The sequence below is a fragment of the bacterium genome (assembly GCA_036524115.1).
Classification (GTDB): Bacteria; JAUVQV01; JAUVQV01; order JAUVQV01; family DATDCY01; genus DATDCY01.
The window spans coordinates 1-15713 of record DATDCY010000132.1 but is presented as its reverse complement, the minus strand read 5'-3'; the positions used below and the strand labels follow the sequence as shown (position 1 = coordinate 15713).

Below are 15713 nucleotides of genomic sequence, written 5' to 3'. Positions count from 1 at the left end.
GAGACCAACGGCAAGACCAAGGCGCTCGCGCTCTGGCTCGGCACCACCGGCTGGCGCGACGGCGGGGCGCTGCTCGTGCACGCGGCCGCCGGCGACACGCTGCTGCGGGCCGGCCGCAACCTCCCCGACGTCAAGGTGGCGCGCCCCGGCGGCTTCGCCCTCAACGACCTCGTGGGCTACCGCCACCTGGTGCTGACGCGCGCGGCCCTCGCCGCGATGGAGGAGCTATGGGCAAAGTGAAGGACCCGCACGACATCATCCGCGTGCCGCTGCTCACGGAGAAGTGCCACGACCTGAAGGAGCGGCACAACCAGGTCGCCTTCCGGGTGGACCGCGACGCGACCAAGAGCGACATCAAGGCCGCGGTCGAGAAGGTCTTCAAGGCCAAGGTCGCGGCGGTCAACGTCGTGAACGTGGCCGGCAAGGAGAAGCGCCTCGGGAAGAACGTCGGCCGGCGCTCCGACTGGAAGAAGGCGATCGTCACGCTCAAGCCCGGCGAGAAGATCGAGATCATCGAAGGGGTGTCATAATGGCCATCAAGAAGTACCGCCCGACCTCCCCGGGCATCCGGTTCCGGACGGACCTCGGCAACGAGGAGCTCACCGCCGCCCGGCCGCACCGCGCCCTGACGGAGAAGCTCAAGAAGAGCGGCGGCCGCAACAGCCGCGGCAAGGTCACCGCCTACCACCGCGGCGGCGGGCACCGGCGCAAGTACCGGGTCATCGACTTCAACCGCGACAAGGCCGGCGTGCCGGGCAAGGTCGTGACCCTCGAGTACGACCCGAACCGCACGGCGCGCATCGCGCTCGTGAGCTACCGCGACGGCGCGAAGGCCTACGTGCTGGCGCCGGACAAGCTCGCCGTCGGCGACACGATCGTCGCGGGCAGCGGCTCGGACATCAAGGTCGGCAACACGCTGCCGCTGAAGAACATCCCGCTCGGCACGGTGATCCACAACATCGAGCTGCGGCCCGGCCAGGGCGGGCGGCTCGTGCGCAGCGCCGGGACGCTGGCGCAGCTGGTGGCGCGCGAGGGCGACTACGCGCAGGTCAAGCTGCCCTCGGGCGAGGTGCGGATGGTCCCGGTGGTCTGCCGCGCCACGATCGGGCAGGTCGGGAACCTCGAGCAGGAGAACGTCTTCCTCGGCAAGGCCGGGCGCACGCGCTGGCGCGGGCGCCGGCCGCACGTGCGCGGCGTGGCGATGAACCCCGTCGACCACCCGCACGGCGGCGGCGAGGGCAAGACCTCCGGCGGGCGCCACCCGGTGACCCCCTGGGGCAAGCCGACCAAGGGCGCCAAGACCCGCGGCCGCAAGCCGTCCGACAAGTTCATCGTCAAGCGCCGGAACGCGAAGTAGGGGAGCGGAGGAGCCATGGGTCGTTCGTCGCGCAAGGGACCGTTCATCGACCAGCACCTGCTGGACAAGATCGAGGCGCTCAACCGCGCCGGCGAGAAGAAGGTCGTCAAGACCTGGTCGCGCCGCTCGGTGATCGCGCCCGAGTTCGTCGGCCACACCGTCGCGGTGCACAACGGGAAGAAGTTCATCCCGGTCTACCTGACCGAGAACATGGTCGGGCACCGGCTCGGCGAGTTCTCCCCGACGCGGACCTTCCGCGGCCACGGGACGAAGGCCGAGAAGGCGGCCGCGCCCGCGCCGGCGGCGCCGCCCGCCGCGGGCAAGTAGGCGGCATTCGCCCGCCGGAGGGGGACGAGGAGCGATGGAAACGAAGGCAATCGCGCGCTACATCAGGATGTCGCCGCAGAAGGTGCGCCTCGTCGCGGACACGATCCGCGGCAAGCGCGTCGCCGAGGCGCTGGCGACGCTGGACTACACGCCCAAGGCCGCGGCCCGGGTCGTGCGCAAGGTGCTCAAGTCGGCCGTGGCCAACGCCGAGCACAACCTCAAGGCCGACCACGCCGAGGAGTTCCGCGTCGCCGCGGTGCTCGTGGACGGCGGTCCGATGATCAAGCGGTTCCGCCCGCGCGCGCAGGGGCGGGCGGCGAAGATCTGGAAGCGGACGAGCCACGTCACGGTCGTCCTGCGCGACGGCATCTAGCGGGAGAGGGGGGAGCAGGCAGTGGGTCAGAAAGTCAATCCCGTCGGGCTGCGGCTCGGCATCGTCAACACCTGGAGCTCGCGCTGGTTCGCCGGCAAGGGCTACGCGGACCAGCTCCACGAGGACATCCGCGTGCGCGCGTTCATCAAGAAGACGCTGTCCCACGCCGGCGTCTCCCGCGTGGACATCGAGCGCGCCGCCAAGCGCCTGCGCATCAACATCCACACCGCGCGCCCGGGGATCATCATCGGCAAGAAGGGCGCCGAGATCGACAAGCTCATGAAGAGCCTCCAGGACCTGACCGGCAAGGAGGTCTTCATCAACATCCTCGAGGTGCGCAAGCCGGAGATCGACGCGCAACTCGTGGCCGAGAACATCGCGCTGCAGCTCGAGCGGCGCGTCTCGTTCCGCCGCGCGATGAAGCGCTCGGTCCTCTCGGCCATGCGCTTCGGCGCCGAGGGGATCAAGGTCATGGCCGCGGGCCGTCTCGCCGGGCACGAGATCGCGCGCAGCGAGTGGTACCGCGAAGGGCGGGTGCCACTGCACACGCTGCGGGCCGACATCGAGTACGGCCTGGCCGAGGCCAAGACGACGTACGGGGTCATCGGCGTGAAGGTCTGGGTCTTCCGGGGGATGAAGGACCTCCTCGGGGCCGAGGCGCGCGCCGCGGCCGCCAAGGCGTAGGGAAAAGGACGGGGACGCCATGCTCAGCCCAAAGAGGGTCAAGTACCGCAAGATGATGAAGGGGCGCCGCGCCGGCCAGGCGACGCGCGGGGCCGAGGTCGCGTTCGGCGCCTGGGGCCTGCAGTCCACGGGCGCGGCCTGGATGACGAACCGTCAGATCGAGGCCGGCCGCGTGGCGATCACCCGCTTCATCAAGCGCGGCGGCAAGGTCTGGATCCGGGTCTTCCCCGACAAGCCGGTGACGCACAAGCCGGCCGAGACCCGCATGGGCAAGGGCAAGGGGGCGCCGGACGGCTGGGTCTGCGTGATCAAGCCCGGGCGCATCCTCTACGAGGTCGACGGCGTGGACGCCGCGACGGCCACGGAGGCCCTGCGCCTGGCGCGGCACAAGTTCGGGTTCCCGACCCGCATCGTGGCACGGAGGAAGTAGTCGTGAAGACGGTCAAGGCGGGCACGATCAGGGAGATGGCGGGCGCCGAGCTCGACAAGCGGGCCGGCGAGATCCGCGAGGAACTCTTCAAGCTGCGCTTCCAGCACGCCACCGGGCAGCTCGAGAACCCGGTGCGCATGCGCACGCTGCGCCGCGAGCTGGCGCGGGTGCTCACCGTGCAGCACGAGCAGGCCGCAGCCGCGGCGAAGCCGGCGGGAAAGGCGGGGTAGGGGCGTGGAAGAGAAGGCGAAGACGGCCGCGGAGCGGGGCCGGCGCAAGACGCGCGTCGGGCTCGTCGTCGGCACCGAGATGGACAAGACGGCGGTGGTCAAGGTGGAACGGCGGCAGCAGCACCCGAAGTTCAAGCGCTACGTGCTGCGCTCGGCGAAGTACCTCGTCCACGACGAGAAGAATCAGCTCCAGGTGGGGGACAAGGTGCGGATCATCGAGACGCGCCCGCTGAGCAAGCGCAAGAACTGGCGCCTCCACCAGGTCATCGAGAAGACGAAGTAGCGCGCGTCGGGGCGGGGGAGGCAAGCAGCGATGATTCAGGTGCAGACCATGCTCGAGGTGGCCGACAACTCCGGCGCCCGCAAGGTGCAGTGCATCAAGGTCCTCGGGGGCTCCAAGCGGCGCTACGCCGAGCTCGGCGACACGATCGTCGTCTCGGTCAAGGAGTCGCTCCCGGGCGGCGCGATCAAGAAGGGCTCGGTGCTCAAGGCGGTGGTGGTGCGCGTCGTCGGCAACCACGCGCGGCCGGACGGCTCCTACATCCGCTTCGACCGCAACGCGGCGGTCGTGATCAACGCGCAGGGCGAGCCCCTCGGCAGCCGCATCTTCGGGCCGGTGGCCCGCGAGCTGCGCAGCCGCGGCTACATGAAGATCATCTCCCTCGCGCCGGAAGTCCTCTAGGGCGGCGGCGCGCGGGACAGCGGGGGCACGACGGACATGGCGATCAAGATCAACGACACGGTGGCGGTCATCGCCGGCAAGGAGAAGGGCAAGCGCGGGCGCGTGCTCAAGGTTCTGCCGGCGGAGGGGCGCGTCATCGTCGAGAAGGTGAACTTCATCAAGCGGCACACGAAGCCCTCGCAGAAGCACCGCCAGGGCGGCATCATCGAGAAGGAGGGGCCGATCCACCTCTCGAACGTGCAGCCGTACTGCAAGAAGTGCGGCAAGCCCGTGCGCGTGCGCGCCCTGACCGGGGTCGGCGGCGAGAAGAGCCGGGCCTGCGCGCGCTGCGGCGACATCTTCTAGGCACGGGGCGATTCCAGGGAGCGCCTCCGCGACGCTGACAGGCTCACAAAGGGGCGGAGAAACCCAGACCATGGCGAAGGAAAAAGAGACCGGGAAGAAGAAGGACGCGGGCGCCGGCAAGGGCGACGCCAAGCCGGCGGCCAAGGGCGGCAAGGGCGCCGAGAAGGGCGCCAAGGCCGCGAAGCCCGCCGAGGGCGCGGCCGCCAAGGCCCCGAAGGCGCCCGTGGCGCCGGCGCGGCTCTACGAGAAGTACAAGGCCGAGGTGATGCCGGCGCTGATGAAGCAGTTCGGCTACACCAACGTCATGCAGGTGCCGAAGCTGGTGAAGGTGGTCCTCAACCGCGGCGCCGGGGATGCGGCCGGCGAGGCGAAGGTCATGGAGTCCTACGTCGAGGAGCTGCAGGCGGTCTCCGGGCAGCGCCCCGTGGTGACGCGGGCCCGCCGCTCGATCGCGGCCTTCAAGCTGCGCGAGGGGATGCCCATCGGCTGCAAGGTCACCCTGCGCGGCGCGCGGATGTACGAGTTCTTCGACCGCCTCGTGAGCCTGACGCTGCCGCGGGTGCGCGACTTCCGCGGCGTCTCCTCGAAGGGCTTCGACGGCCGCGGCAACTTCAACCTCGGCCTCGATGAGCAGATCATCTTCCCGGAGATCGACTACGACAAGATCGTCCGGGTCAAGGGCATGAGCATCTCGGTCGCCACGACCGCCGCGACCGACGACGAGGGGCGGGCCCTGCTCAAGGGGCTCGGCTTCCCCTTCCGGGACTAGGACGGCGGCTTTCAGGCGAGCGAAAAGGAGCGGACGAACGTGGCGAAGACCTCCCTCATGAACAAGGCGCGCCGGAAGCCCAAGTTCTCGGCGCGCAAGTACAACCGCTGCCCCCTCTGCGGGCGGCCGCGGGCGTTTCTGCGGAAGTTCCAGATGTGCCGCATCTGCTTCCGTTCCCTGGCCCTCAAGGGTGAGATCCCCGGGGTCGTCAAGGCGAGCTGGTAGGCGCGGGCGCGAGGAGGACAGCCGATGCCGATGACCGACCCGATCGCGGACCTGCTGACGCGGATCCGCAACGCGAACCAGAAGGCCTTCGAGAAGCTCGAGGTGCCGCACTCCAAGTTCAAGGAGCAGATCGTGCGGATCCTCAAGGACGAGGGCTACCTCAAGGACTACCGGATCCTGCGCGACCAGGGGCGCAGCGTCCTGAAGATCTCGATGAAGTACGGCGACCGCGAGAAGCGGGTGATCACCCGCCTCGAGCGTGTCAGCCGCCCGAGCCGGCGGGTCTACGTGGGCGTCGAGGAGATCCCGCGCGTGCAGGGCGGCGTCGGGGTGGCGATCCTCTCCACCCCGCGCGGCGTGATGACCGACCGCCAGGCCCGGGCCGCTGGCGTGGGCGGCGAGGTCGTCTGCTACGTCTGGTAGCGGACGAGGCACGAGAGAGGCGAACGCGATGTCGAGAATCGGCAAGAAGATCATCACCCTCCCGAAGGGGGTGGACGTGAAGGTCGCGGGCGACACGCTCGAGGTCAAGGGCCCCAAGGGCACCCTGCGCGAGCGCGTGCACCCCGCGGTCAAGGTCGAGGTCAAGGACGGCGTGCTCACCTGCCACAAGGTGCGCGACGAGAAGGGCGACGACGCGGCGCACGGGCTCGTGCGCGCGCTGGCGGCGAACATGGTCACGGGGGTCACGAGCGGGTTCCAGCAGACGCTCGAGATCGTCGGCGTCGGCTACCGCGCGCAGGCGCAGGGCGCCGTGCTGACGCTCAACGTCGGCTACTCGAACCCGGTGAACTACGCGGTCCCCAAGGGGATCGAGGTCGACGCCTCCGGCAAGAACCAGGTGGTCATCAAGGGCATCGATCGGCGTCTCGTCGGCACGGTGGCCGCCGAGGTCCGCGGCATCCGGCCCCCCGAGCCCTACAAGGGCAAGGGGATCAAGTACCTCGACGAGCGGATCCGCCGCAAGGTCGGCAAGACGGGCGCCTAGGGCGCCGCGACAGGGAGAGGCGACGTGAAGAAGACCAGCGAGGCGGCGCGCCAGAAGCGCCACGCGCGGATCCGCAGGCGGGTGAGCGGGGGGCCGGAGCGGCCCCGGATGTGCATCTTCCGCAGCGACCGCCACATCTACGTGCAGATCGTGGACGACACGACCGGGAAGGTGCTCGCGAGCGCCTCCTCGCTCTCGAAGGAGTTCAAGGAGCAGGGCCTCAAGGGGGCCGGTCTGGCCGGCGCGAAGGCGGTCGGCGCCCTCATCGCGCAGAAGGCCGGAGAGCAGTCGATTGCGCAGGTGGTCTTTGACCGCTGCGGCTTCATCTACCACGGGCGCGTCAAGGCCCTGGCGGACGCCGCGCGGGAAAAGGGCCTGAAGTTCTAGGGCGGCGAGGAGGCTTGGATGGCCAGAGAGTCGTTTGATCGGAAGCAGGCCGGGGGCGAGGAGTCCGAGTTCCTGGAGAAGGTGGTCGCCATCAACCGGGTGGCCAAGGTCGTCAAGGGCGGCCGGCGCTTCTCCTTCAGCGCGCTGGTGGTCGTCGGCGACGGCAAGGGCAAGGTCGGCTGGGGGATGGGCAAGGCCAACGAGGTGCCGGCGGCGATCAAGAAGGGCGTCGAGAAGGCGAAGAAGGGCTTCATCTCCGTGCCGCTCGCCCAGACGACGATTCCCCACCCGGTGACCGGGCACTACGGGGCCGGCCACGTCATCCTCAAGCCCGCGTCGCAGGGCACCGGCGTCATCGCCGGCGGCGCGGTGCGCGCCGTCATGGAGACGATGGGCGTCTCGGACGTCCTGACCAAGTCCCTCGGGACCGGCAACGCGCACAACGTGCTGCGGGCCACCTTCGACGGCCTGCGCGCGATCCGCAGCCCCGAGGACGTCGCGCGCTCGCGCGGCAAGCAGCCCGAGGAGATCCTCGCCCGCTAGCGGCGGCGCGAGAGGACGCGAGGGGAAGGAGTCAAGAGCATGAGCGAGTCGACGAAGACACCGGCCGGCCCCGCCGGCGAGCTGGCCGCGCACCGGCTGGCCCCGGCCCCCGGCGCGAAGAAGCGCTGCAAGCGCGTGGGCCGCGGCGTGGGCTCCGGCCACGGCAAGACCAGCTGCCGCGGCGGCAAGGGGCAGACCGCGCGCTCGGGCGGCAGCATCCGCCCCGGCTTCGAGGGCGGCCAGATGCCGCTGCAGCGGCGCCTGCCCAAGCGCGGCTTCCACAACCCGTTCCGCACGGCCTACGAGGTCGTGAACATCGGCCAGCTCGCGGGCTTCGAGGGCGGCGCCGAGGTCGACCCGGCGGCGCTGCGGGCCAAGCGGCTGGTGCGGCGCGGGGACGCGCCGGTGAAGGTGCTCGCCGACGGCGAGCTGTCGGCGGCGCTCAAGGTGCGCGCCCACGCCGTGAGCGCGGCGGCGCGCAAGAAGATCGAGGCCGCCGGCGGCTCGGTCGAGCTCATCGCCTAGCGTTCCCGGGAGACAAGGGGGAGCCGGACACCGATGATCCAGATCATCCAGAGCATCTTCGCCATTCCCGAGCTGCGCCGGAGGATTCTCTTCACCTTCGGCCTGCTCGTGGTCTACCGGATCGGCGCCCACATCCCGACGCCGGGGATCGACCTCGCGGCGCTCGAGGCGTTCTTCGAGGCCTCGAAGGGGACCCTCCTGGGCTTCTTCGACATGTTCTCGGGCGGCGCCCTGCGCCGGCTGACGATCTTCGCCCTCGGGATCATGCCCTACATCGACGCGGCCATCATCCTCGAGCTGCTCAAGGTCGTCATCCCGCACCTGGCCCGCCTGGCCAAGGAGGGGGAGGCCGGCCGCAAGAAGCTGACCCAGTACACCCGCTACGGGACCATCGTCATCGGCATCATCCAGGCGCTGGGCATCTCGATCGGCCTCGAGAGCATGCAGGCGCCCGACGGCGCCGCCATCGTGCCGCACCCGGGCCTGGCCTTCCGGCTGCTGACGATCCTCACGCTGACCTCGGGCACGGCCTTCATCATGTGGCTCGGCGAGCAGATCACCGAGCGCGGCATCGGCAACGGCATTTCGCTCATCATCTTCGCCGGGATCGTCGTGCGCATGCCGGCGGCCATCGTCAACACCTTCACGCTCTACAAGTCGGGCAACATCTCGCTCGTGCTGGTCCTGGCGCTGATCGTGCTCATGGTCGCGGTCGTCGCCTTCATCGTCTTCGCCGAGAGCGGCCAGCGCAAGATCCCGGTCCAGTACGCGCGGCGCGTGGTCGGGCGCAAGATGGTCGGCGGGCAGAGCACGTACATCCCGCTCAAGATCAACACCTCGGGGGTCATCCCGCCGATCTTCGCCTCGGCGATCATCATGTTCCCGGCGACGATCCTCCAGTTCGCGAACGTCGACTTCCTCAAGCGGATCTCGGAGTACCTCTCGCCGGGGACCGTCCTCTACGAGACGCTGTTCGTCTTCTTCATCCTCTTCTTCTGCTACTTCTACACGGCGGTCGTCTTCAACCCCGAGGACCTCGCGGAGAACCTCAAGAAGTACGGCGGCTTCATCCCCGGGGTGCGCCCCGGCAAGAAGACGGCGGAGTACATCGACCGGGTGGTCACGCGCATCACCCTCGGCGGCGCGGTCTACGTCGCGGCCATCTGCGTGCTGCCGGACATCCTGATCTCGAAGATGAACGTGCCGTACTACTTCGGCGGAACCTCGCTGATGATCGCGGTCGTGACGGCGCGCGACACGGTGACGCAGATCGAGTCGCACCTGCTCACCCGCCACTACAAGGGCTTCCTGAAGAAGTAGATGATCCAGATCAAGACGGCGGAGGAGATCGAGCGCATGCGCGAGGCGGGGCTGGCGGTGGCGCAGACCCTGGCGGGCCTGCGCGAGCTGGTGCGCCCGGGCGTCACCACGCGCGAACTCGACCGCTACGCCGAGAGCACGCTGCGCGCCCGCGGGATGCGGCCGGCCTTCAAGGGCTACCGCGGCTATCCGGCCAGCATCTGCGCCTCGCCGAACGAGGTCGTGGTGCACGGCATCCCGTCGGAGCGCCGCCTCGCGGAGGGGGACATCCTGAGCATCGACGTCGGCGCGGAGTTCGAGGGCTACTTCGGCGACGCGGCCGTGACGCTTCCCGTGGGGCGCATCGCGCCGGAGGCCGAGCGGCTGCTGCGGGTCACCGAGGAGGCGCTGGCGCGCGGCCTGGAACAGGCGCGGCCGGGCAACCGCCTCCACGACATCTCCTGGGCGATCCAGAGCTGCGCCGAGGAGGCGGGCTACGGCGTCGTGCGCGACTACGTCGGGCACGGCATCGGGCGGGCGATGCACGAGGACCCGCAGGTGCCGAACTACGGCAGGCCGGGGAGCGGTCCGCGGCTGCAGGCGGGAATGGTGCTGGCCATCGAGCCGATGATCAATGCCGGAGGCGCGGGGGTCGAGGTGCTCGCCGACGGCTGGACGGTGGTCACGGCCGACCGGCGGCTGTCGGCGCACTTTGAGCACACGGTCGCCATCCGCGAGGAGGGGCCGGACGTGCTGACCCTTCCCGCACGGGCGTAGGAGAGAGGTAAGGGCATGGGCAAGGAAGAGCCGATCGAGGTCGAGGGGACCATCGTCGAGCCGCTCCCGAACGCGATGTTCCGGGTGGAGCTCGAGGGGGGGCACCGGATCCTGGCCTACATCTCCGGGAAGATGCGGATGCACTACATCCGCATCCTCCCCGGCGACAAGGTCAAGCTGGAGCTCTCGCCGTACGATCTGAACCGCGGCCGGATCGTGTTCCGGTACAAGTAGCGTACTAGACGCCGCGAAGGAGGCGAGGGTCATGAAGGTCCGGTCGTCGGTGAAGAAGATTTGCGACAAGTGCAAGGTCGTCCGCCGCAAGGGCACGGTGCGGGTGATCTGCGACAACCCCAAGCACAAGCAGCGCCAGGGCTAGGGCGCGGCGGCGGCAAGGAGGACAGGGACGGTGGCTCGTATCGCGGGAGTGGATCTGCCTCGGGAGAAGCGCGTGGAGATCGCGCTGACGTACATCTTCGGGATCGGGCGGGCGACCGCCAACCGCATCCTGGCGACGGCGAACGTCAACCCTGACATCCGGGTGAAGGACCTCACCGAGGACCAGGTCAGCCGCGTCCGCCTCGTCATCGACCAGAACCACCGGGTCGAGGGCGAGCTGCGCAAGGAAGTCTCCCTCAACATCAAGCGGCTGATGGACATCGGCAGCTACCGCGGGCTGCGCCACCGGCGCAACCTCCCGGTGCGCGGGCAGCGCACGCACACGAACGCCCGGACCCGCCGCGGGAAGAAGCGGGCGATCATCCGGCCCAAGAAGACCGCCGCGCCGGCCAAGGCCTAGGGCGCGGGGCGGCCTGAGAAGAGAGCGAGAGAGAGGCGACGATGTCGAAGGAAAGGGTCCGCAAGAGCACGCGCAAGAAGAAGGAGAAGAAGAACGTCCCGACGGGGGTGGCCCACGTCCAGTCGACGTTCAACAACACGATCATCACGATCACGGACCTCGAGGGCCGGGTCGTCTCCTGGTCGAGCGCGGGCTCGATGGGGTTCAAGGGCTCGCGCAAGGGCACGCCGTTCGCGGCCCAGGTTGCCGGCGAGGACACCGCCCGCAAGGCCAAGGAGCACGGCGTGCGCCGCGTCGAGGTCTACGTCAAGGGCCCCGGCTCGGGCCGCGAGGCGGCCATCCGCTCGCTCCAGGCGGCGGGCCTGCAGATCAGCATCATCAAGGACGTCACCCCCATCCCGCACAACGGCTGCCGTCCCCCGAAGCGCCGGCGCGTCTGATGCACGCCGGGCACGGGGCGGGAGCGAAGCGGGATCGGGACTGAGGGAGGAGGCGAGAAGATGGCGAGGTATCGGGGTGCGGTCTGCCGGCTGTGCCGCCGCGAGGGCATGAAGCTGTTCCTGAAGGGCGAGCGCTGCTACGGCACCAAGTGCGCGATCGAGCGCCGCGGCTACGCGCCCGGCCAGCACGGCCAGCGCCAGCGCAAGGTCTCGGACTACGGCCTGCGCCTGCGCGAGAAGCAGAAGGTCAAGCACATGTACGGGCTGCAGGAGACGCAGTTCCGCAACTACTTCATCAAGGCCGCGGCCGCCCGCGGGATCACCGGCGAGGTGCTCATCCAGTCGCTGGAGCGGCGGCTCGACAACGTGGCCTACCGCTGCGGCTACGCGCCGTCGCGGCGCGAGGCGCGCCAGCTCGTGCTGCACGGGACGCTGCTGGTCAACGGCAAGTCCGTGAACATCCCCTCGTACCTCGTGCGCAAGGACGACCGCGTCGAGCCGGTGGCGAACCACAAGCGGCTCACCGCGATGAAGGAGTCGGTGGAGGTCGCGCAGCACCGCGGCCTGCCCTCCTGGATCGAGTTCGACCGCGAGAAGCTCGTCGGCCGCGTCATCGGCCTGCCGAGCCGCGACGAAGTCCAGCTGCCCGTGAAGGAGCAGCTCATCGTCGAGCTCTACTCCAAGTAAGCGGCGCACCCCGGCAAGGAGCCACACGAGATGGAAAAAGGCGTGTTCCAGAAGCCCAAGCGGCTCGAGGTCGATTCCGAGACCCTGACCGCCACGTACGGCAAGTTCACCGCCGAGCCCTTCGAGCGCGGGTTCGGCACGACCATCGGCAACAGCCTCCGGCGCGTGCTGCTCTCCTCGATCGAGGGGGCCGCCGTGACCGCGCTGCGCATCGAGGGCGTGACGCACGAGTTCGCGACGCTCCCGGGGATGAAGGAGGACATCGCCGAGTTCGTCCTCAACATCAAGCAGCTGCGCGTGCGGCTGCACGGCGTCGAGCCGCGCACGATCCGCATCGAGGCGGAAGGCCCGGGCGAGGTCAAGGCCGGCGACATCCAGACCGACCCGCACGTCGACGTGCTCAACCCGGATCTGCACCTGGCGACGCTGAACGCCGACGGCAAGCTCCAGGTCGAGATGACGGTCAAGCCCGGCCGCGGCTTCTCGACGGCCGAGCGCAACAAGGAGGAGGGGCAGCCGCTCGGCCTGATCGTGGTCGACGCCTTCTTCTCGCCGATCGAGCGCGTGAACTACCGCGTCGAGAACGCCCGCGTCGGGCAGGCCACGGACTACGACCGGCTGGTCATCGAGGTCTGGACGAGCGGCGGCGTCGGCCCGGAGGAGGCGCTCGCGCACGCGGGCCGCATCCTGCGCGACCACCTCGCGATCTTCGTCGGCGACGAGGAGGAGTCGATCGCCGAGACCCGCATCGGCGAGAGCATCAGCGCCGAGGCGCTGCGCAACCTCGACCGCAGCGTCAACGAGCTGGAGCTGTCGGTGCGCGCGGCCAACTGCCTGAAGAACGTCGAGCTCAAGACCATCCGGGACCTCGTGCTCAAGAGCGAGAACGAGATGCTCAAGACCAAGAACTTCGGCCGCAAGTCCCTCAACGAGATCAAGGACGTCCTCGCCCAGATGGGGCTGCGCCTTGGCATGAAGCCCGAGGACCTCGAGCCCCGCGGCGACAAGGACGAAGGGGACGCCGAGTAGCGGTCCCGGCCACCTCGCGAAGGAGCTGAACAGACCATGCGACACCGCAAAGAGAAGCGACCGCTCGGGCGCACGTCGAGTCACCGCGACGCCCTGCTGCGCAACCTGGTGACTTCCCTCATCGACAAGGGCCGCATCACCACGACGCTCGAGAAGGCCAAGGAGCTGCGCCGCGTCGCCGACCGGATGGTGACGCTCGGCAAGCGCGGCGATCTGGCGGCACGCCGGCGCGCCGCCGCGACCATCCGGAGCAACGACGTTGTGAAGAAGCTCTTCAGCGAGGTGGCGCTCTGGAGCGAGACGCGCCCGGGCGGCTACACGCGCATCCTCAAGCTCGGGCAGCGTCCGGGCGACAACGCGACGAAGGCGCTCATCGAGTTCGTCGACCGCCCGAAGGCCGCCGCGCCGGAGAAGCCGGCGAAGAAGGGCGGGGCGAAGAAGACCGCGCCGAAGGGCGAGAAGGCCAAGGCCGAGAAGCCCAAGTCGGAGAAGGCGGCCAAGGCCAAGGCCCCGTCGGCGGCGAAGCACACACCGCAGAAGCGCGGGCACGGGAAGGCGCCGGCGAGCGGGTCATAGCAGTCCGAAGGTCAGGGCGCAGGCGCGTCCTGATTGCGATTGTGGCCGGGGGAGGTCCGATTCGGATCTCCCCCGGTTTCTTTTTCAGTCCGTCGTGACCGTGCGGCTCCGGGGTCCTGTCGCTGCGCACCCCCGTCGTGCTCCCTTCGGTCCGCCCGTCGGGGGTCCCCCGCTCCGCGCCACCCCTCCGCCAGCCGAATCCTGACCAGGCCAGTGATTCTATATGTTCGGCCCACCCCCTGCATCTGTGTATGTTACTTTCGGAATGTTCATGAAGACAGGTCGCCAATCCTGGGCATACTTCTTGACGAAGGCAGGCTCACCGCCGCGGTACACGTCTAAGTAGAGCTTGAATGTTCTGATAACGACGCTCCCTGTCAGGGAACACAACTCGTTGAGATTCTCGAACGACCGCACCGGCTCGAATCTCATTGATCCGTCTGCAAACGAAAGGTGGCTCTTGTAGCTTCCGGCGTGCGTTGCCTGTGATAGCAAGGTGTAGTAGTGCTCATATTCATGGAGCTTGCCAACGCCCTCTGCGATAGACCGTATGCTCGGAACGCCATAGGCCTTATACCAGAACGGCTCGATGAACTTGGGGGGCCTTCTCTGTTTCTCAAACTCGGCATCGATCGACTTGAACTCTGGGAGTGACAGGATGTCATTGACCTCGTCCAGTGCCCTCCGGCCCTCAGAACGTGCCTCTTCACTGTCGAGGTTGCGATTGAGGCCGAAGCCCTTCATGACCGTGAGGAAGTAATCTCTCTCTGGTGTGCCATCCACGGTCCGCAGCGCCCAGATTCGGTCTCGTCGAAGATTTGCCACATAGTAGTAGTGTGCTTTCTTTTCTGTGTCCGACGACAGGAGCCATTCGGCGAGCAGCGACGTCTCGAATATCGACCGTGCCTGGAGACTTGACGAATAGAGTGAGCCAGAAGATAGCTGAACTTCGAATCCGTCCAGCATGGCAATGATCTGCCGAAGCAGTACCCCAATTGCGATAGCATCCGGGAGCTTCCTGCCGCTGCTTACGAAGCATCTTGGAATAAGCTGGGTGCCATAGTTAACCATGTCCCGGAGCATGACGCCGAGCTGCTGAAAGTGCGTATTGAATTCTACCAGTGTCTTGTCCCGATCGATTAGGGCCTTGTACTCCGCTTCGATCACTTTCATTGCCTCCAGAGGCGACACTAGAGTTCCACAACCGCGGATATGCTTACATACCGTGACCGATGCAGGACTCCGGCGAGGTGCCGTTCGTGCTGCTGTTCGTACCGTCGGGGCATGTGGTGTTGCCCCACACAATGCCTGTTCTCAGGGTGCCGGATGCAAACGTAGCGAGGTAGAGGTTGGCGCCGCTGAAGTCAGCGCCTGTGAGGTTGACATATGTATAGAACCTATCTCAAATTCGGATTTCACTTTGGCCTCGGCATTTCAGGCGCTATCATGAGGCATGGCACTGCGACTCACGGACGAACAGTGGGATCGCATCCGTCAGCATTTTCCGGAAGAGAGCTACCCGGACGATCGTCCTGGACGCAAACCCATTCCAGCTCGGCAGGTGCTCGAGGGCGCGCTCTGGATCCTGAATACGGGCGCTCAGTGGCACATGCTTCCGCAGTGCTATCCGAACTACAAGACAGTGCATCGCCGCTTTCAGCAGTGGTGCCGCAACGATGTGCTGCGTGATGCCCTGTGCCAGCTGGCCAACGTGCTGCGTGAGTCCGGAGCCCTTGATCCATCTGAATGCTTCATCGATGCGACGTTCTCGCCGGCCAAGGGTGGCGGGGACAACATCGGGCCGACGAAGCGCGGAAAGGGCGTGAAAATCATGGGAATCGTTGATCGCAACGGCCTTCCGCTTGCGGTCACGACGCACGCCGCCAATCACCACGAAGTCACGCTGGTGCAGCTGACCTTTGACTTCTACATGATCGAGGCCAAGCCCGAGAAGCTCATCGGCGACAAGGCGTACGACAGCGACAAGCTGGATGCGGAGCTCGCGGAAGAAGGCGTCGAGATGATCGCCCCTCACCGCAAGAACCGGAGGATGCTCAAGACGCAGGACGGCCGCGTGCTTCGCCGCTACAAACGTCGCTGGCTCGTCGAGCGCTTCTGGTCTTGGCTTCATTGGCAGCGTCGTCTCGTCGTCCGCTGGGAGTACTATACCGAGAACTTCCTCGGCTTCGTCCAGCTCGCTTCAATCTGCATCTTGCTCAAACAGTTTTGAGATAGGTTCTA

General features: G+C 67.8%; 29 protein-coding genes. 28 read left to right on the top strand and 1 reads right to left on the bottom strand.

The annotated features are described in order from the left end of the window. The 27 genes from rplD to rplQ all read left to right on the top strand — a co-directional run. Window positions 1-240, top strand: a 240-nt coding sequence (rplD, locus tag VI078_06175) for a 50S ribosomal protein L4 (GenBank protein ID HEY5998877.1), incomplete at its 5' end; no start/stop codon positions are given. After that, window positions 228-530 carry a 50S ribosomal protein L23 gene (locus tag VI078_06170; protein HEY5998876.1) on the top strand — a complete coding sequence of 101 codons (303 nt, stop codon included), beginning with the start codon at window positions 228-230 and terminating at the stop codon, window positions 528-530. The genes rplD and VI078_06170, both read left to right, overlap by 13 nt. Beyond that, window positions 530-1357: a 50S ribosomal protein L2 gene (gene rplB, locus VI078_06165; protein HEY5998875.1), complete on the top strand. Its 828-nt coding sequence runs from the start codon at window positions 530-532 to the stop codon at window positions 1355-1357. The genes VI078_06170 and rplB overlap by 1 nt, the downstream gene beginning before the upstream one ends. A 15-nt stretch (window positions 1358-1372) precedes the next feature. Continuing rightward, window positions 1373-1684: a 30S ribosomal protein S19 gene (gene rpsS, locus VI078_06160; GenBank protein ID HEY5998874.1), complete on the top strand. Its 312-nt coding sequence runs from the start codon at window positions 1373-1375 to the stop codon at window positions 1682-1684. A 34-nt stretch (window positions 1685-1718) separates the two neighbouring features. After that, window positions 1719-2057 carry a 50S ribosomal protein L22 gene (rplV, locus tag VI078_06155; GenBank protein ID HEY5998873.1) on the top strand — a complete coding sequence of 113 codons (339 nt, stop codon included), beginning with the start codon at window positions 1719-1721 and terminating at the stop codon, window positions 2055-2057. 21 nt (window positions 2058-2078) lie between these two features. Then, complete coding sequence (rpsC, locus tag VI078_06150; GenBank protein ID HEY5998872.1) at window positions 2079-2741, top strand: 30S ribosomal protein S3; 663 nt, start codon at window positions 2079-2081, stop codon at window positions 2739-2741. A 19-nt stretch (window positions 2742-2760) separates the two neighbouring features. Beyond that, the gene (gene rplP, locus VI078_06145) at window positions 2761-3171 is read left to right on the top strand and encodes a 50S ribosomal protein L16 (GenBank protein ID HEY5998871.1); all 411 of its coding nucleotides are present in this window, start codon (window positions 2761-2763) and stop codon (window positions 3169-3171) included. A gap of 2 nt (window positions 3172-3173) precedes the next feature. Then, window positions 3174-3401, top strand: coding sequence for a 50S ribosomal protein L29 (gene rpmC, locus VI078_06140; protein ID HEY5998870.1), 228 nt, complete (start codon window positions 3174-3176; stop codon window positions 3399-3401). A 4-nt stretch (window positions 3402-3405) separates the two neighbouring features. After that, on the top strand, window positions 3406-3684 hold the full coding sequence (rpsQ, locus tag VI078_06135) for a 30S ribosomal protein S17 (GenBank protein HEY5998869.1): 279 nt from the start codon (window positions 3406-3408) through the stop codon (window positions 3682-3684). A gap of 30 nt (window positions 3685-3714) precedes the next feature. Beyond that, a complete protein-coding gene (gene rplN / locus VI078_06130) occupies window positions 3715-4083 on the top strand; it encodes a 50S ribosomal protein L14 (GenBank protein ID HEY5998868.1) in 369 nt (122 codons plus the stop codon). A 36-nt stretch (window positions 4084-4119) separates the two neighbouring features. Beyond that, complete coding sequence (rplX, locus tag VI078_06125) at window positions 4120-4428, top strand: 50S ribosomal protein L24 (GenBank protein HEY5998867.1); 309 nt, start codon at window positions 4120-4122, stop codon at window positions 4426-4428. Between the two features lie 223 nt (window positions 4429-4651). Further along, window positions 4652-5197: a 50S ribosomal protein L5 gene (gene rplE / locus VI078_06120; protein ID HEY5998866.1), complete on the top strand. Its 546-nt coding sequence runs from the start codon at window positions 4652-4654 to the stop codon at window positions 5195-5197. 39 nt (window positions 5198-5236) lie between these two features. Then, window positions 5237-5422 (top strand): type Z 30S ribosomal protein S14, encoded by a 186-nt coding sequence (locus VI078_06115; protein HEY5998865.1) that lies wholly within the window; start codon window positions 5237-5239, stop codon window positions 5420-5422. Window positions 5423-5446: 24 nt separating this feature from the next. Further along, entirely contained in the window at window positions 5447-5845 is a 399-nt protein-coding gene (gene rpsH / locus VI078_06110) for a 30S ribosomal protein S8 (GenBank protein ID HEY5998864.1), read from the top strand. Window positions 5846-5873: 28 nt separating this feature from the next. Next, on the top strand, window positions 5874-6410 hold the full coding sequence (rplF, locus tag VI078_06105) for a 50S ribosomal protein L6 (protein ID HEY5998863.1): 537 nt from the start codon (window positions 5874-5876) through the stop codon (window positions 6408-6410). A gap of 24 nt (window positions 6411-6434) precedes the next feature. Continuing rightward, window positions 6435-6797: a 50S ribosomal protein L18 gene (rplR, locus tag VI078_06100; GenBank protein ID HEY5998862.1), complete on the top strand. Its 363-nt coding sequence runs from the start codon at window positions 6435-6437 to the stop codon at window positions 6795-6797. An 18-nt stretch (window positions 6798-6815) separates the two neighbouring features. Further along, complete coding sequence (gene rpsE / locus VI078_06095; protein HEY5998861.1) at window positions 6816-7340, top strand: 30S ribosomal protein S5; 525 nt, start codon at window positions 6816-6818, stop codon at window positions 7338-7340. A gap of 39 nt (window positions 7341-7379) precedes the next feature. After that, entirely contained in the window at window positions 7380-7865 is a 486-nt protein-coding gene (gene rplO / locus VI078_06090; GenBank protein HEY5998860.1) for a 50S ribosomal protein L15, read from the top strand. A 33-nt stretch (window positions 7866-7898) separates the two neighbouring features. Next, window positions 7899-9185 (top strand): preprotein translocase subunit SecY, encoded by a 1287-nt coding sequence (secY, locus tag VI078_06085; protein ID HEY5998859.1) that lies wholly within the window; start codon window positions 7899-7901, stop codon window positions 9183-9185. Next, complete coding sequence (gene map / locus VI078_06080) at window positions 9186-9941, top strand: type I methionyl aminopeptidase (GenBank protein HEY5998858.1); 756 nt, start codon at window positions 9186-9188, stop codon at window positions 9939-9941. A 15-nt stretch (window positions 9942-9956) separates the two neighbouring features. Continuing rightward, window positions 9957-10175, top strand: a complete 219-nt coding sequence (gene infA, locus VI078_06075) for a translation initiation factor IF-1 (protein ID HEY5998857.1) — start codon at window positions 9957-9959, stop codon at window positions 10173-10175. A 31-nt stretch (window positions 10176-10206) separates the two neighbouring features. Continuing rightward, the gene (rpmJ, locus tag VI078_06070; protein HEY5998856.1) at window positions 10207-10320 is read left to right on the top strand and encodes a 50S ribosomal protein L36; all 114 of its coding nucleotides are present in this window, start codon (window positions 10207-10209) and stop codon (window positions 10318-10320) included. A gap of 30 nt (window positions 10321-10350) precedes the next feature. Continuing rightward, on the top strand, window positions 10351-10740 hold the full coding sequence (gene rpsM, locus VI078_06065) for a 30S ribosomal protein S13 (GenBank protein ID HEY5998855.1): 390 nt from the start codon (window positions 10351-10353) through the stop codon (window positions 10738-10740). A gap of 41 nt (window positions 10741-10781) precedes the next feature. After that, window positions 10782-11180: a 30S ribosomal protein S11 gene (gene rpsK / locus VI078_06060; protein ID HEY5998854.1), complete on the top strand. Its 399-nt coding sequence runs from the start codon at window positions 10782-10784 to the stop codon at window positions 11178-11180. 60 nt (window positions 11181-11240) lie between these two features. Continuing rightward, window positions 11241-11867 (top strand): 30S ribosomal protein S4, encoded by a 627-nt coding sequence (gene rpsD / locus VI078_06055; protein HEY5998853.1) that lies wholly within the window; start codon window positions 11241-11243, stop codon window positions 11865-11867. 30 nt (window positions 11868-11897) lie between these two features. Further along, window positions 11898-12896 carry a DNA-directed RNA polymerase subunit alpha gene (locus VI078_06050; protein ID HEY5998852.1) on the top strand — a complete coding sequence of 333 codons (999 nt, stop codon included), beginning with the start codon at window positions 11898-11900 and terminating at the stop codon, window positions 12894-12896. Between the two features lie 36 nt (window positions 12897-12932). Then, window positions 12933-13472: a 50S ribosomal protein L17 gene (gene rplQ, locus VI078_06045; GenBank protein ID HEY5998851.1), complete on the top strand. Its 540-nt coding sequence runs from the start codon at window positions 12933-12935 to the stop codon at window positions 13470-13472. 219 nt (window positions 13473-13691) lie between these two features. Here the strand turns inward: rplQ and VI078_06040 are convergent, their stop codons facing one another. Next, complete coding sequence (locus VI078_06040) at window positions 13692-14639, bottom strand: DUF5677 domain-containing protein (protein ID HEY5998850.1); 948 nt, start codon at window positions 14637-14639, stop codon at window positions 13692-13694. A 286-nt stretch (window positions 14640-14925) separates the two neighbouring features. On the opposite strand from VI078_06040, the gene VI078_06035 reads away from it, so the two are divergent. After that, window positions 14926-15702 carry an IS5 family transposase gene (locus VI078_06035; GenBank protein HEY5998849.1) on the top strand — a complete coding sequence of 259 codons (777 nt, stop codon included), beginning with the start codon at window positions 14926-14928 and terminating at the stop codon, window positions 15700-15702. Window positions 15703-15713 lie beyond the last annotated feature (11 nt).